13 protein-coding genes are annotated in these 15,953 nt (G+C 45.4%); 5 read left to right on the top strand and 8 right to left on the bottom strand.

Features of this window, described 5'->3' with window-relative positions; all coding sequences use genetic code 11:
• The first annotated feature begins 178 nt into the window (after positions 1 to 178).
• The 5 genes from MD535_RS11330 (at position 179) to MD535_RS11310 (ending at position 6,527) form a co-directional block, all read left to right on the top strand.
• Positions 179 to 1,018 carry a 23S rRNA (adenine(2030)-N(6))-methyltransferase RlmJ gene (locus MD535_RS11330; protein ID WP_265675144.1) on the top strand — a complete coding sequence of 280 codons (840 nt, stop codon included), beginning with the start codon at positions 179 to 181 and terminating at the stop codon, positions 1,016 to 1,018.
• Between the two features lie 202 nt (positions 1,019 to 1,220).
• Positions 1,221 to 1,919, top strand: a complete 699-nt coding sequence (locus MD535_RS11325) for a glutathione S-transferase family protein (protein ID WP_265675142.1) — start codon at positions 1,221 to 1,223, stop codon at positions 1,917 to 1,919.
• Between the two features lie 313 nt (positions 1,920 to 2,232).
• The gene (gene gorA / locus MD535_RS11320) at positions 2,233 to 3,588 is read left to right on the top strand and encodes a glutathione-disulfide reductase (RefSeq protein WP_265675139.1); all 1,356 of its coding nucleotides are present in this window, start codon (positions 2,233 to 2,235) and stop codon (positions 3,586 to 3,588) included.
• A 270-nt stretch (positions 3,589 to 3,858) separates the two neighbouring features.
• Positions 3,859 to 5,352, top strand: coding sequence for a chitinase (locus tag MD535_RS11315; RefSeq protein WP_265675138.1), 1,494 nt, complete (start codon positions 3,859 to 3,861; stop codon positions 5,350 to 5,352).
• Positions 5,353 to 5,510: 158 nt separating this feature from the next.
• Positions 5,511 to 6,527: an acyltransferase gene (locus tag MD535_RS11310; RefSeq protein WP_265675137.1), complete on the top strand. Its 1,017-nt coding sequence runs from the start codon at positions 5,511 to 5,513 to the stop codon at positions 6,525 to 6,527.
• Positions 6,528 to 6,558: 31 nt separating this feature from the next.
• Here the strand turns inward: MD535_RS11310 and MD535_RS11305 are convergent, their stop codons facing one another.
• The 8 genes from MD535_RS11305 to MD535_RS11270 all read right to left on the bottom strand — a co-directional run bounded on the left by MD535_RS11305 (position 6,559) and on the right by MD535_RS11270 (position 15,889).
• A complete protein-coding gene (locus MD535_RS11305; protein ID WP_265675136.1) occupies positions 6,559 to 7,518 on the bottom strand; it encodes an SPOR domain-containing protein in 960 nt (319 codons plus the stop codon).
• Positions 7,519 to 7,643: 125 nt separating this feature from the next.
• Positions 7,644 to 8,588, bottom strand: a complete 945-nt coding sequence (locus tag MD535_RS11300; RefSeq protein ID WP_265675135.1) for an ABC transporter permease — start codon at positions 8,586 to 8,588, stop codon at positions 7,644 to 7,646.
• A gap of 2 nt (positions 8,589 to 8,590) precedes the next feature.
• Positions 8,591 to 9,568, bottom strand: coding sequence for an ABC transporter permease (locus tag MD535_RS11295; RefSeq protein ID WP_265675134.1), 978 nt, complete (start codon positions 9,566 to 9,568; stop codon positions 8,591 to 8,593).
• A 148-nt stretch (positions 9,569 to 9,716) separates the two neighbouring features.
• Positions 9,717 to 11,270, bottom strand: coding sequence for an ABC transporter substrate-binding protein (locus MD535_RS11290; RefSeq protein WP_265675133.1), 1,554 nt, complete (start codon positions 11,268 to 11,270; stop codon positions 9,717 to 9,719).
• A 90-nt stretch (positions 11,271 to 11,360) separates the two neighbouring features.
• Complete coding sequence (locus MD535_RS11285) at positions 11,361 to 13,079, bottom strand: dipeptide ABC transporter ATP-binding protein (RefSeq protein WP_265675132.1); 1,719 nt, start codon at positions 13,077 to 13,079, stop codon at positions 11,361 to 11,363.
• A gap of 630 nt (positions 13,080 to 13,709) precedes the next feature.
• On the bottom strand, positions 13,710 to 14,267 hold the full coding sequence (locus MD535_RS11280) for a hypothetical protein (protein ID WP_265675131.1): 558 nt from the start codon (positions 14,265 to 14,267) through the stop codon (positions 13,710 to 13,712).
• Positions 14,268 to 14,320: 53 nt separating this feature from the next.
• On the bottom strand, positions 14,321 to 15,346 hold the full coding sequence (locus tag MD535_RS11275) for a hypothetical protein (protein WP_265675130.1): 1,026 nt from the start codon (positions 15,344 to 15,346) through the stop codon (positions 14,321 to 14,323).
• 150 nt (positions 15,347 to 15,496) lie between these two features.
• The gene (locus tag MD535_RS11270; protein WP_265675129.1) at positions 15,497 to 15,889 is read right to left on the bottom strand and encodes a hypothetical protein; all 393 of its coding nucleotides are present in this window, start codon (positions 15,887 to 15,889) and stop codon (positions 15,497 to 15,499) included.
• Positions 15,890 to 15,953: the final 64 nt, after the last annotated feature.

The raw sequence follows: 15,953 nt of genomic DNA, 5'->3' as shown, positions 1-15,953 counted from the left end.
GATAAGTGAGCGTAATTAATAGATAAATGTAGGCGATAATAGAAAAAATCAATAGCAACTCACCACTCATGACGCAGAGTGTGATTTTAATGATGCACAGTTTTCTGTCGGTTATCTGGGTATCAGCGCCAGATAGCGTTATAATCCGTGCATTCGACCTTTTAAGTGAGTCTTCATTTTGCTGAGCTATCGACACAGTTTCCACGCGGGCAACCACGCCGACGTCGTCAAACATATAGTACAAAGTCTTATCCTTAATTCCCTAAAAAACAAGGATAAGCCGTTCGTTTATCACGATACTCATTCTGGTGTTGGTCGCTACGACCTTACCCACGAGTGGTCGGAAAAAACCGGCGAATATAAGCAAGGCATCGCCCGTATTTGGGGGAATGCTGATATTCCTGAAGAGATAGCGTCTTACATTGAGTCAATCACTCAACTTAACAATGACAGCACGCTGCGATACTACCCTGGCTCTCCTAGAGTCGCACGCGCTCACCTTCGCCCACAAGATCGCATGATGTTAACGGAGCTTCACCCAAGTGACTTCCCATTACTTGAGCAAGAGTTTCACCGCGATCGCCAAGTGAAAATATTTAAAGAAGATGGTTTTCAACGCCTTAAAGGTAGCCTTCCACCAGCAGAACGACGCGGTTTGGTCCTAATCGACCCACCTTACGAACTGGCGAAAGAGTACCGCGATGTCGTCACCGCCATTGCACAAAGCTATAAACGTTGGGCAACGGGTATTTATGCCATTTGGTATCCAGTGGTGAACCGTGTCGATATCGAAGACATGATTGAGGGACTACAAGGCTTAGGCATTCGTAAAATCCTGCAAATTGAGTTAGGCGTTTCGCCGGATACCAATGAGCGAGGCATGACCGCATCAGGAATGATTGTTGTAAACCCTCCGTGGATGTTAGAGCAGCAGATGAATGCCATCTTGCCTTATCTAAAAGACAAGATCGCCCCAGCCACGGGGCACTTTAAAGTTGAATGGATTGTACCTGAATAATCACGATTCAATCATTTGAACTGTATAAAGGCGTAATATATTGTTTTTAAAGATAAGATTTCGCCTTTTTATCTCTACCCCTCTCTGCTTTCCAACATTATTTCCACTTTATTGAAATTAATTTCGTCTTTTTCCGTTGCGCCTCGTCTTACTAGTGAAAGTACACCCGTACTCCCTATTATTAACCCTAGTGAGAAACCAAATGATTAAAATTGTTAGCTTTAAGATTTGTCCGTTTGTTCAACGAGTAACTGCTGCACTGGAAGCAAAACAGCTCCCTTATGAGATCGAGTACATCAGCCTAAAAGAAAAACCTCAATGGTTTCTAGATATCTCACCCAATGGTCAAGTCCCTGTTATGGTGACGGAATCCGGTATCAGTTTGTTTGAATCTGATGCCATCATCGAATACATCGAAGACGAATACGGCCCATTAGAGCAAGGGGTCACTAATGAACAGCGTGCATTAGACCGAGCATGGAGCTACTTAGGGTCTAAACACTATTTGCCGCAATGCGGCACGATGAGCAGTAAAGATAAAGCAACATTTGATGCTCGCGCGGAAAAACTGATAGCCACTTTTACCAAAGCAGAAAACCAGCTTTCAGGTAAGTCTGCGTTCTTTAAATCGGATACGTTAAGTCATGTCGATCTCGCTTGGTTACCTTTACTGCATCGTGCATCAATCGTAAAACAGCACTCTGGCTTCGACTTTTTATGTGGTCTACCCAAAATGCAAACTTGGCAGCACAACCTGCTCGCGACAGGGTTGGTTGAGAAAACGGTGTCTGATGATTTTCTGGCATTATTTGGTGATTTCTATCTGACCAATACCTATCTTGCTGATGGAAAAGATATACAAGCACAACGTGGTTGCGGCACTAGCCGTTGTTGCGGTTAATCCCATCAACAACGCTATGTCCTTTCTACGCCAATAACCATCAATATTAGAATGGACACCAAAATCCACCAGCCCTTGTAATAGCAAGGGCTGGGCAAGAAAAAACCAACATTCTCTCAATACCCTTACCATTAATCGTTATTACTCATAATCAATGCCACTTTTTCCCATTGGCTAAAGTTGCTAGACTCGATTTATGATAGAGATAGCGATTCTTTAACAAAACATGACGGCTATATTGAGTTCAACGATGCTCACCCCAATGTTCTTGTTATAAACAAATCATAAAATTAATCAGCTTTCGGAGAACGTAATGGCGACTCATTTTGACTATATCTGTATTGGTGGCGGCAGCGGCGGTATTGCATCGGCAAACCGAGCATCAATGTACGGTGCTAAAGTTGCGCTAATTGAAGCGCAAGATCTTGGCGGCACTTGCGTCAACGTTGGTTGCGTACCAAAGAAAGTGATGTGGCATGGTGCTCAAGTAGCAGAAGCCATGAACCTATACGCTGAAGATTATGGCTTTGATGTTGAAGTGAAAGGCTTTGATTGGAGTAAACTGGTTGAGAATCGTCAAGCCTACATTGGTCGAATCCATCAGTCTTACGACCGTGTACTTGGTAATAACAACGTCCATGTCATCAAAGGGTTTGCCAAATTTGTTGACGCTAAAACGGTAGAAGTAAATGGTGAGCACTATACCGCTGACCACATTCTTATCGCCGTTGGCGGTCGCCCAAGCATTCCAAACATTCCAGGCGCAGAGCACGGCATTGATTCAAACGGCTTCTTTGAGCTTAACGAACAACCAAAACGTGTCGCGGTGATTGGCGCAGGTTACATTGCCGTTGAAATCGCTGGCGTATTGCACGCACTAGGCACAGAAACGCATTTGTTCTGTCGTAAAGAATCCCCACTTCGCAGCTTTGACCCAATGATCATTGAAACCTTAGTTGAGGTGATGAACACTGAAGGTCCAACACTGCATACGCACTCTGTACCAAAAGAAGTCGTCAAAGAAGCTGATGGCAGCCTAACGTTGCATTTAGAAAACGGTAATACACAGAACGTTGATCAACTTATTTGGGCCATTGGCCGTCACCCAGCCACCGATGCCATTAACCTAAGTGCAACCGGCGTGGCAACCAATGACCGCGGTTACATCAAAGTAGATGAATACCAAACCACTAATGTTGAAGGCATTTACTGTGTCGGCGATATTATGGAAGGCGGTATCGAGTTAACTCCAGTGGCAGTAAAAGCCGGTCGTCAACTGTCTGAGCGTCTGTTCAACAACAAGCCTGACGCAAAAATGGATTATGACTTAGTGGCAACCGTGGTCTTTAGCCACCCACCTATTGGCACCATCGGTCTGACAACACAAGAAGCAGAAGAGAAGTACGGCAAAGATAACGTTAAGGTGTACACCTCTGGCTTCACAGCAATGTACACCGCAGTGACGAAGCACCGTCAACCATGCAAAATGAAATTGGTCTGTGCTGGCCCTGAAGAAACCGTCGTGGGTCTCCACGGTATTGGTTTTACTGTCGATGAAATGATTCAAGGTTTTGCCGTTGCGATGAAGATGGGCGCAACCAAAGCGGACTTTGATGCGGTAGTAGCTATCCATCCTACGGGCTCGGAAGAGTTCGTTACCATGCGTTAAGCAACGCCTCTATAGCAGTTTTAAAGCCCAGCATGCTGCTGGGCTTTTTCGTTTTTGAAGCACCCCTCATCATCAAGCAATTATCTAAATCATCATTCAGTAATGCCTTGAGATGCCTCGCAAGGCGTACATTCGAAGCACAGAAATAATGGTTTTCACAGTTACTAGCACATAGCCTTTTCTGAAGAGTTTTGTGCTGACTATTTCTCATTGGTCAGCATGAGACTCTAACTTTTAGCGTCAACCCACTAATTAGAAAAGGAACATCATATGAACCTCCCTCACTGGTTACTCACAGTAGGTGCTGTAAGTACTAGCTTCACGTCTCTCGCCGTCACCCCCCAACCCGACCCACAAAACCCAACCGGATACGTATTACTGCGCTCTGAAGTGATAGCCAGCGAACAAGCACAAACGTCCGACCCTATGTATGCCGTGTGGGCGAATGCGTTAGCCACCGCGCCAAATAGCGCGGTCGACCTTATTGATGCTGGTGCGGCGAATAACCCAAGCAACGTAAAAAGAGCAGAACGCGTATTCCCTCGTAGTGAGTGGGATTTTTTAACCCAAATGGCAGCACCGGAATATACCTATCAACGCTTCTTACAAGCGATTGGTAAGTTTCCTGCTTTCTGTGGTGACTACACTGACGGGCGTAATGCGGACGCTATCTGTAAGCGCTCGATTGTGACCGCCTTTGCGCATTTTTCTCAAGAAACAGGCGGGCATATCGCCATTGATAATACTTGGGATAACCCACTCGCATTGGAAGAATGGCAGCAAGCATTAGTCCATGTACGTGAAATGGGGTGGTCGGAAGGACAGCCCGGTTACACCACAGGCTGTGGACAAAATGATTGGCAAAACAAGCGCTGGCCGTGCTCACCAAACCAAGGCTACTTTGGTCGAGGCGCTAAGCAGCTCTCGTATCACTTCAATTACGGGGCGTTTTCTGAAGTGATGTACGACGGTGATGCGACGGTCCTATTAAATAATCCCGCTTTAGTGGCTGACTCATGGCTCAATCTTGCCTCCGCTATTTGGTTTTTCTTAACCCCTCAAGCACCAAAACCGGCAATGCTACATGTTATTGATCGTACATGGACACCTTCTCAACGTGAAGTTGACGCGGGTATTGGCTATGGTTTTGGTACCACCATTAACATCATTAATGGCGGTATAGAATGTGGTGCACAAAACAAAGACAAAGGACAACCCGTTAATCGTATTCGCTATTGGGAGGGGCTATCTGCTCACTACCAAATTCCAATTGAAGCCGATGAAACCAATACCTGCTGGCAGCAAACCCCTTACGGTAGCCTGAATCTCAATGGTGCCACTGATGTGCTGTACACCAACTGGGAAGCAAGCTGGAAATACCATGCAGACCGCCCTGGTGGCGTATCCTTTGAGTGTAACCTCGTCGGCTATCAAACCGCCTACTCGGCACTGGTTCCTGGTGACTATGAAAAATGTGTCACCAACTTCTTTGGCTCACACGCCAACTGGCCTGAAGTTCGCATAGTTGATGTCATCGATGGTGGAACTGGTGGCGGAACCGGAGGAGGGACCGATGGCGGCACTGGTGGTAACTCCGGAGACACGCCAGTCGGCGTCATCACCTGGGAAGCAGGAATCACCAACGTAAATGTGGGTGAGACTGTCATCCATAATGGGAAATGTTTCACGGCTAAAAACGCTCCAGGCGTATGGGAAACCCCGACACAATCCAACTGGTTTTGGGATGAAGTAGCCTGTCCTTAGGCTGTTGTACGAGCAGTGTTTTTACACTGCTCGTATTCCCTCGACCTAATGTGTTCGCGACATGCTGAAAATAATCACACAACTTTTATCAAACACCCCTATCCGTAGCCACATATATTTCTTATAGTTTTCTTTATGCTGTAAGGAGCAATGAACTCATGGACAAAAAACATATCTTTTTCTTTGATGTGATGCGATGCGTTGCCGCGCTGGCGGTCATTATCATCCACGCATTGGGACCCTATCGCCACGAACTCGGGCAAATCCCTATGGGCGAGTGGATCACGGCGATTACCTTCAATGGGTTCAGTCGCTGGGCGGTACCGGTGTTTATTTTGATCACAGGGGCATTGATGCTCAATGACCGACGTCCGTTTGATTTGAAATATTACCTATCACGTCGCTTAGGAAAAGTACTCATTCCCTTTATTGCTTGGTCGTTGTTTTATGCGTATTTGTCCGGCTGGACGATTGCCGGGTTTGATGCGGCAACAGTGAAAAATGTATTGGCTGAGAGCTACCATCATTCAACCTACTACCACTTAGGTTTTTTCTACTACTTTATACCGCTCTACGCCGCGATCCCATTTTTACAAATTTTTGTGCGCCGCTACAACGATAGCGCCCTGTATGCGTTGACCGGTGTGTGGTTACTCACCACTTTGTTATTTTTAATGCGCATTGATGGACCTTGGAGCGAGCAGTTTTGGCTGTACATGGGGCTATTACCGCTAGGCTACATCTTATTCCAAAAGCTGCCGATCAATAACACAACGGTGGTGATCGCGCTTATTCTTGGCTTAGGCGGAATGGCATTGGGGACTTACATGGTGATTGAAAATAGTATTGCCGCAGACCGTTACTCGGTTGGGCGTTGGTTCTCGTACAAAACCACCAATACCATTCTTGCTGCCAGCATGATTTTTATTCTGGCAAAAGCCTATGCCGATAAGATCCATGGCTCATTCAAAAAAGTGATTAGCGTTGTCAGCCAACACAGCTTAGGGATCTATATCCTTCATCCGTTGTTTTTATGGCCAATGAATGAACTCGCCCTGTACCAAGGTCACCCCATCGTGATGATTCCACTCTGGGTTATTATTAGTGGCAGTGGTGCACTATTCACGAGCTGGCTATTGTCTCGCAGCGCGAAAACTCGCTGGTTACTACCTTAAACTATCGCTCTACGAGCACGTTAACAGCGCCTTATTTGCCGACGCAAATGACATTGAGCAAGGTATTACTTTTTAGGGGTGATACCTTGCCATTAGTAAATAACCCTTTCTGACCATCCCCCCAATATGGCATCTGCATTGGCCACTGATTTTTCTGCATCACTTTGGCATTGAGTAGCTTTTGCCATTCACTTGAGTTAACTAAATGCATATTGAGATCGCCACATACTTTAATGGCTGCGCTGTAATCCATTCGACTCCACGCTTTATCATGTTCCATATAAAACTGGTGCTGACTGCCCGCTAAATAAGGTACAACATAGCGCTGGCTGCCAAGCTGGGTTTGTCGCCGTACTGATAAAGATGGTGACACAGACTTGGCTAGAGGCTGAATCGGTTTCACCTTATTGACACTCTTAGCCTGTTTTACGGTGGGCGAACCTATTGCCTGTGCAATAGGCTTAGCCATCGCTTTCATTGGCGGTTTTGGTGTCGATTTAGGGTACTTTTTAGGTTCACTCGCAGCGTGAGTAGCTTGCGGCTTTGAAGGACCTACCTGACGAATAAAGGCATCTTGGTATCCCTTGATTGATTTAATGTTCGACAGCTCTTTCTTTAACAACTCAACGTCATAATAAGGGCCAATGAGACACCGCTGAACTTCGCCCTCAGGCTTCATCCACACATCCGTTGAAATCTCAGCATACAAGACTTTGGCTGCGTTCAATGACATGGGTTCATCCAATATGCCACACTGAATCCAATACACCGCTGTCTCCGTTTTCGGTACCGTTTGGCTCCAAATCCCCTTCCCTATAGGGCAATCCTGACTGAGTATGGGTAATTGGGTAGAGGAAGGCTGAGACGCATCACACAACACACCTGTCGCAGCGGCAGGCGCTGAAAAGGTACTAACAACAAATAACAAGGTACTCATGATTGCGCTTACCGATAGGCAATGTGATCCCTTAACACCATTTAAAGAGCTCATATACATCCTCAGAACACTCTAGATAAGACTGGCTAGTTTCCATAAGCGGCACTAATAAAAAGAGCCGCACTTATGTGCGACTCTTAGTGTAGTGAGGATTGGGATTAAAAATCAATCTCTCTAGATCACCCTTTGTAGATTTTCGGGTTAAATACGTCTCTTAACCAGTCACCTAATAGGTTGACCACTAGAACTAACGTAATCAACACAATGCCAGGGAAGACCGTAATCCACCACGAACCGGAGAAGATGTAGTTAAAGCCGATGCTAATCAACGAACCCAGTGAGGGTTGGTCAACGGGTAGGCCTAGGCCTAAGAAAGACAGCGCTGCTTCCGACATAATGGCGTTAGCAATTTGTACCGTCGAGATCACTAGGATTGGCGACAGACAGTTTGGCAAAATATGACGGAACATGATTTTAGGTGCTTTAAAGCCCATCACTCGCGCTGCTTCTACATACTCTTTCTTTTTCTCGGCCAATACTGAAGCACGAATAGTACGAGCATATTGAGGCCATTCGGCTACCCCGATGATCACCACCAACATGGTCACCGCATACTGGCTATAAAACTCGGTACCAAAACTGGCCTTGAATATCGCCGATACAATGATCGCCACCATCATGGTCGAAAACGACAACTGCACATCGGCAAAACGCATCAAGAAGCTATCAACACGACCACCAAAGTAACCCGCGGACAAGCCAATGATAATACCTAAAAATAGTTGTAGACCAACCGCAAGGAAACCAATCGTCAACGAAAGGCGTGAACCATAAAGGATGGTCGATAAAATATCACGACCTTGGTCATCGGTACCTAAGACGAAATTCGAATCACCATCTTCCATCCAAGACGGAGGAAGCTCTGAATCCATAATATCAATCGAACTGAGATCATAAGGGTCAGCCGGTGCGATAAGTGGCGCGGCTAACGCCATCACCAAGAAAAACATAAAAATAGTAAAACTCGTCATCGCGACTTTATCGCGCTTAAAGTAGTACAAGAAATCTGATTGCTTAAAACGTTCCCAAGCGGAAGGAACTGTTGCTACATTTGCTTGGCTCATGACTACGCTCCTTTTCCAGTTAGGTTGACAGTTGGGTTAATTAATCCATACAGAAGATCGACGATGGTGTTCGTCACCACGAAGATCAGGCCAACAAAGATAACGTATGCCGTGATCAGCGGAGTATCCACACGGTTGATGGCTTCTAGGAAAAGAAAACCTGTGCCTGGCCACTGGAAAACAGTCTCAGTCAAAATGGTGTACGCCACCATGGTGCCGATTTGGACACCACCAACCGTCAACACGGGTAACATGGTGTTTTTCAGAGCATGTTGGTAATAGATCTTACGTAAAGGTAAGCCTTTAGCTTTAGCAAACTTAATGTATTCTGAGCTCAGTACTTCCAGCATTTCAGAGCGTACTAGACGAATAAATAGCGGCAACATAATCGACGCCAATGCGACACATGGCAGGACCAAGTGCTTAATGCCATCAATCGTAAAGAAGCCTGACTGCCATCCAAGAACGTTAGCGGTTTCACCTCGACCAAATGAAGGTAACCAGCCTAATTCAATGGAGAAAACGTACATCAGCATAATCGCGGTTAGGAAAACCGGGATAGAAATACCAATACTACTCCCTGCCATCACGAGCTTTGTGAAAAAGCTTTTAGGGTGTATTGCTGAATAGACGCCTAATGGTATTGATAGGCAGATAATGATTAACGTCGCGCCGAACACCAGTTCGAGAGTCGCCACCAGCTTGTCAAGAATGACATCTACGGCAGGACGTTTGAAAAAGTATGATGTGCCGAGATCACCTTGCAGTGCCGCACCAATAAAACGTGTGTATTTTGTAACGAAAGGATCGTTGAGGCCTAACTCATCACGCAGTGCTTGACGCTCTGCTTCCGAAACCGACTGACCTACAAGCTCACGCAGCGGATCACCCAGGTTATCCTGAATGGCAAATGCCACCAAACTGATCACAAACATCACTATCAGTGCCTGAAACAGGCGCTTGACCAGAAACGAAAACATCCCTTGCCCCTTAACTATCCATATGTCTCTGTGACGAGAACTTATTCAGTCTTAAAATCCACTTAGTCCGACTGAAATAAAACTAAGCAGTATAAAGCGAACAAAGAGGGGAAGGCTTTCCCCTCTTATCAACGTCTACTAAACGAGATTATTCAACCACTAGGTCGCCAAAGTAAGGCATAACCATTGGGTTTACGATGTCTGCTGCTTTCACGTTAGACTTCGCGCCCCACGCTTCACTTTGCCAGTGAAGAGGAACAAATGCTGCGTCGTTATACAGTGTTGCTTCAACGCCTTTTAGCATTTCCGCACGCTTAGCAGGGTCAGTCTCTACGTTTGCAGCTTCAACCACGGCATCCATTTCTGGGTTTGAGTAGTGACCACAGTTGTATTGACCACGACCTGTCTCTTCGTTACGAGTCATTGTTAAGAACTCATTGAAGTTCGCAGAATCTTCTGTATCTGAGTGCCAACCGATCATCATCATATCTGCAGAACAAAGGTCAAACTCAGGCCAGTACTGTGCTTTTGGCAACGTTTTCAGATCAACTTTGATGCCAATCTTAGACAACATCGCCGCCGCCGCTTGTGCCACTTTAGCGTCATTCACGTAACGGTTGTTTGGCGCCATCATAGAAAGAGTAAAGCCGTCTTCGTAGCCCGCTTCTTTCATTAGCTGTTTCGCTTTTTTCACGTCGTAACGTGGAACCAGCGCATCATCATGACCCACGTAACCTGCAGGGCTTTGTTGACCAGCCGCTGTTGCGAAGCCTTTCATGATTTTCTTAACGATGCCTTCGTTGTTGATTGCGTGCACAATCGCCTGACGAACGCGCACATCTTTCAATGCTTCGTTGCTGTTTTGGTTCATTTGGAACGTGATGATACGAGTACCAGGAAGCGTCACAAGATCGATACCGTCAGCCGATGCCACACGTTTGTGGTCATTTGGCGCAACCGGGTGAATCATGTCAACACCACCAGAAAGAAGCGCAGCAACACGTGTTGCATCTTCTTTGATTGGCACCAGTGTTAGCTTATCAACGTTACCTTTTGTTTCGGTATCCCAGTAATCAGCAAAGCGTTCGAAATCAACTTTAACGCCTTGCTCACGTGCCGTAACAACAAATGGACCTGTACCTGATACATGCGTAGAAGCAAACGAGTTACCGTGCTTCACGAGCTCAGATTTGTCTTTACCATCTTCCGTTTTACCTGAATAGAACTTGCTATCCATTGGGAAAATGTACGTTGCTGTTTGCAGTACGAGTGGGTAAGGACCTTTTGTCACTAGATCGAATGTGTAGTCGTCAACCTTAACGATTTTTTCATATGGGTCGAAGATTGCTTTGAAATCTGGTGAATTTTGTAGACGATCGAACGTCCAAACCACGTCATCAGCCGTCAATGCATTGCCAGAGTGGAATTTAACACCTTTACGAAGATTGAAACGAACCGTTGTGTCGTTAACACGTTCCCAGCTTTCCGCTAGGCGAGGTTCAAAGTCCATTTCTTGAGTAAAACGAACCAGTGGGTCAAACACCATGTGTGACATTTGCAGTGTACCACCAGACAATTGCTCATGCGGGTCTAGTGAAACTGGGTCAGCAGCGTAACCAACCTTGATGTCTGCTGCTAGGGTATTAAAGCTTAGGCCTGCGGCCATTAGCGCCACTGCTAGTTTGCTTTTCATGGTTCTCATATTTGCATAACTCCTTCATGCGGGGATCCGGATCCCGTAATTGTTGTGTTTGCTTCTGTTATCAAGTCCCAATAGGGATTTTTTATTGGCTTACGCCATTTTTGCGGTGTCTTCTCTTAAGCCCTTAAACTCAGGCATTAAGGAAATCAAATGCTGGCTGTACTCATGCTGAGGAGCGGTAAAGAGTTGCTCAGTTGGGGCAACCTCAAGCAACGTCCCCATCTGCATCACACCTACCCTGTCGCACATTTGGCGAATAACAGGCAAGTCATGACTGATAAACAGCATGGTTAGATTGAGCTCTTGTTGTAAATCTTTAAGTAGATTCAAGATTTGAGCCTGAACGGATACATCAAGTGCCGACGTAGGTTCATCACAAATCAATAGTCTTGGACGGGTTGCTAGCGCACGCGCAATAGAAATACGCTGACGTTGGCCACCAGAAAATTCATGTGGGTATTTCAACCCTGCCATTTTCCCAAGCCCAACATGCTCTAGCAGATCTTCAACGATTTGCTTGGTTTCATTCTCATTCGCCGTCAGCTTATGAAAACGAATAGGTTCGGCAACAATGTCGAAGACTTTCATACGGGGGTTCATCGAAGTGTACGGGTTTTGGAACACCATCTGCATTTGACGACGCATCGGACGACGCTCTTTTTCAGACTTCAATCCTGTAAGATCAATACCCTCAAAACTGACCTTGCCTGAATTCGGTGCATATAGCCCTGCAATCACACGCGCAATGGTTGATTTACCAGAACCAGACTCCCCCACTAAACCAAACGTTTCGCCTTCATGCACTTCAAAGCTGACATTATTAGACGCTTGCACGTATTCACGACGGCTTTCAAACAACGAATCTTTGGTGATAAATCGCAAGTTGACGTTTTCTACGTTCAACAATGGTCCCGTATACTCTCGCTGATCCTGGCTTTGCCCTAACCAGTGGTTCTTAATATCAAGAGGCTTCATTTCTTTCGCGTCTTCGATATAACTCACCAGCGGGAAACGTCCCAACTTAATATCAGAACGTGGCACGGCTGAAATAAGACTGCGTGTGTATGGATGATCTGGGTCTCCCAATACTTTTACTGTCGCGCCAAATTCCACTAAGTCACCACGGTACATAACGGCAACACGATCGGTCACGTTAGAAACCACACCCATGTCATGCGTTACCAACATACAACCCACGTTGTTTTTGATACACAAGTCGCGAATCAAACCCAAAATTTGGTCTTGGATCGATACATCCAATGCCGTTGTTGGTTCATCCGCAATAATAAGGTCTGGCTCACCAGCCAAAGCAATGGCAATAACAACACGTTGTCTCATACCACCCGAAAACTGGTGTGGAAACTGCTTAAGACGATTTTCTGGTTGCGGGATGCCCACTTGATTCATTAGGTTAAGCGAGCGCTGATACGCTTCCTCATCCGATACGTCCATATTGGCGTGGATGGTCTCTTTTAATTGTTGCTCAACCGTGAACAGTGGATTGAGAGAGGTCATCGGGTCTTGGAAAATAAACCCAATTTTTGAACCACGGACTTTGCGCATGGCTTCCGGAGAAAGCCCTGATATTTTTTCACCATCCAAGAAAACATCGCCAGCCGCGACAACACCTGGAGGAGAAAGCAGATCAATAACCGCGTTACCAACCGTTGACTTACCAGCACCGGACTCCCCAACCACACCAACTATTTCGCCACGTTCAACATTGAACGACAAAGATTTAACCGCGGCATGTACCCCGTGGCGGGATGGGTATTCGATACGAAGATTTTTTACTTCTAATAATGACATTACCAGACCTCTACTGCTTTGGCAGTTTTCTGCCCCTGTCTGCAAAACTGAATCCATTCGTAGACAGCATTTTCTGCTGACTATTTATAAGGGCATCAATTTGGCAAATCTTTCACAGAAAAGCAACAAAAATAGGATAAAAATTCGAGATCAAGCAAATACAAAGCAGCATGGATACATATATATGCACTTTAATTACATATAGTAGTGCTTCAAACCAGATGAAAAGTTGATACTAGCTCCGAAAAATGTGCGGCAAAACGAAAATAAAACGCCAAGCTTCACGTTATTAGCAATATTAATGACCATAACGTATCGCATAGTTATTCCGGCCAGAATTTAACACACTAGAAACATAAGTGTTAAATCACTCCGTAATACAGTACTAAAACCTAGTTTAAGACAACGCTGTTACGCATTACAGCCTAAATAATTTCATAAATTAGCACTTTATTCCGCTCTTGTTTGCAACATATCACCCCATAAGTTTTTAAATAAAAATCTGTATTTCACACGGTTTACAGCGTTAACGGCTATTTCTCATCAAAAGAGAATCGCGTAAATGTTATTCACTTGATTAAAGTTCACACAAATGACTGATTATTTTCGCGAGTAAATGGCTCAATGCCATTAGCATCGGTCACTATCTCCAAGGTCATCTGCGAGCAAGCCACTGAGGTTCAGCGATGTATCAAAGGAAAAAATAGCCTCTAATTTTCCCCAAAGTTGCTCTCCCGCCATAAATAAAGCCACGATAAAAGTCACATCACAAATGGCGCCGATCACCTGCCTAGATTCAACCCAAGCTGGAGACAAGAAAGGCAAATAAAACAGTGCAATATTCATAATCGGTCCCACAATCATCATTAACGCTAATCCCGAGTAATAGCCTAATTTTGTCGACTTGCGCTGCGGTTTTAGCTTTAGCACCTTTTCTACGACCCAATTTTTGATAACAAGTAGTCGGTCTTTACCAAGTAACATCACCGCAGCAAGCGTCGCGAGCTCAGGCACTCCGAAAATCATGGATCCGCTAAGCAGCGCTTTTGAACCACTGCCTATTTTTAAAGTTGAGATTACAGGGATCAATAATGGGCTAGCACAGGCAATAATCAGCATCAGCATACCCAGAAATAACCGAGCACTATCGACAAACCGATCCCGATACGTCGTTATATGTTTCTTCATTGTCACCACCAAAATTGCTCCAGCTATACAACTGGAGCATCATGAAAGGTTAGTTAAGAAAGCTCTCGGCGAGTAACCGATATTTTACAGCGGATACCACCACACAATTTTGCATGGTATTTAAAGGGCACGGTCACAGGCGTAATACCTTTCTCCGCAAGTTGTTGACACAGTATTGGAGCTTCCTCAGGCACTAAAATATGTTGCTCATCAAGCACCACCGCACAAGGCCCCGTCGCGAGCGCTTCCGCTCTATTGACCCAAATAACATCAAAGTCGCGCATAAATTCAGGTAACCCATTTGGGAATGACTCTTCATAAGCAATGACCAATTTGGGCCCAGCAACACACATCACGGCGAATAGATGATGAATACCCACGTCAGGAAGGTTGATAATACAAACCTGATAGCCATCATGTTCGAGCATACGTTTGACCCATTCAGCCCCACGCTGATTGGTGGAAGAAGGGCCTGTAGATACCAAGATTCGTCCGTCACCCAAGTTAAGCACATCTCCACCTTCATAGGCATAATCTCGCGACATCGTCGGTCTCGGCGCTGTGTAGTGTAAGATATTGCTGTCGTTGTCGATGAATGGTTGATGCAGCTCTCTGACTGGCGCTATGCTTGCCCAAGCGATATCGCTTGCCCATACATTCTCTAGCACATTCCGCCCCACAACCCACAGCGGCTCCGCTGCGAATATTTGAGTAAACACCGTAGAATTTTGGCAAAATTGTATTTCACTTTCGGATACACCTCGAGCATGAAGTACGTTCACATCAAAGCGCTGTAGTGCTTTTTCCAGGGCTTCAGTTTCACTCCTTAGGCCTGCGAGATAGTCTGGGTAAGCATCCGATAATAGCTGCCCGCCCGCTTTATCACACATTTCAAATAACTCAGGTTGCATGACACTCTGGTACGTGGCCTTAATATCGTCGGTTAATTTAGGCAAGCGCATATTGTCACTGTGACCCAAAATAACCTCTCGCAGTTTCCCATAGAGGTTAAACTCGCCATAGCTATCGTGAGTTTCAGCTGGTACATGTACTTTTTGGCTTACGCTTGATTTGGGCATGCTATCTCTCCGAACAAGATGATTTTAAAATAGAGAGTCCCTTCTCCAATGAACGAGTTAAGCGTAACGAATCAAAGTCGGCTTCAAAAATCAGTGTCTGAAACAAAATGGAACCACGGCACCGAAAGTAACGCCTTTCATGGGAGAGGATTAGTAAGAGGAAGGCATATCCTTACGCACCACCACTTGATAGTGAATATTGCTTCCATGTTCATCACTGATTTCAACGCCAGCTTCACTATTCACTTCAGTGATCATTGTCGGTAAAACGAGCTGGTTTTGATCTTGTGGGTGGCTTAGTGACTGTTCGACCACGACAAAGTGCAATGTGGCTATATCGTCATTCACACTCGATTGACTATACAATATGACTTGTGTGGTCTCATTTTTCTTGATGACTTGTCTATCTTGTAGCCCTATCTCAACTTTGCCTTGATAAACACCGCGGATCATTAAATTCAATTCCGTGACATATTGAGCGTAGACACTAGGGGAAATAGAAACCACCATCATTACCGCTAAGCGTATAAGCCTTCTCGCCATAGTCACACTCCTTTTTCATTATGTGCCAAGTAAGAGTAAAGGGCTTTCAACGAAAGTAAATACC

This window comes from Vibrio qingdaonensis, assembly GCF_026191675.1.
In the GTDB taxonomy this organism is placed as follows: Bacteria; Pseudomonadota; Gammaproteobacteria; order Enterobacterales; family Vibrionaceae; genus Vibrio; species Vibrio qingdaonensis.
The sequence above is the reverse complement of the archived record's forward strand: the minus strand, read 5'-3'. Positions and strand labels throughout refer to the sequence as shown.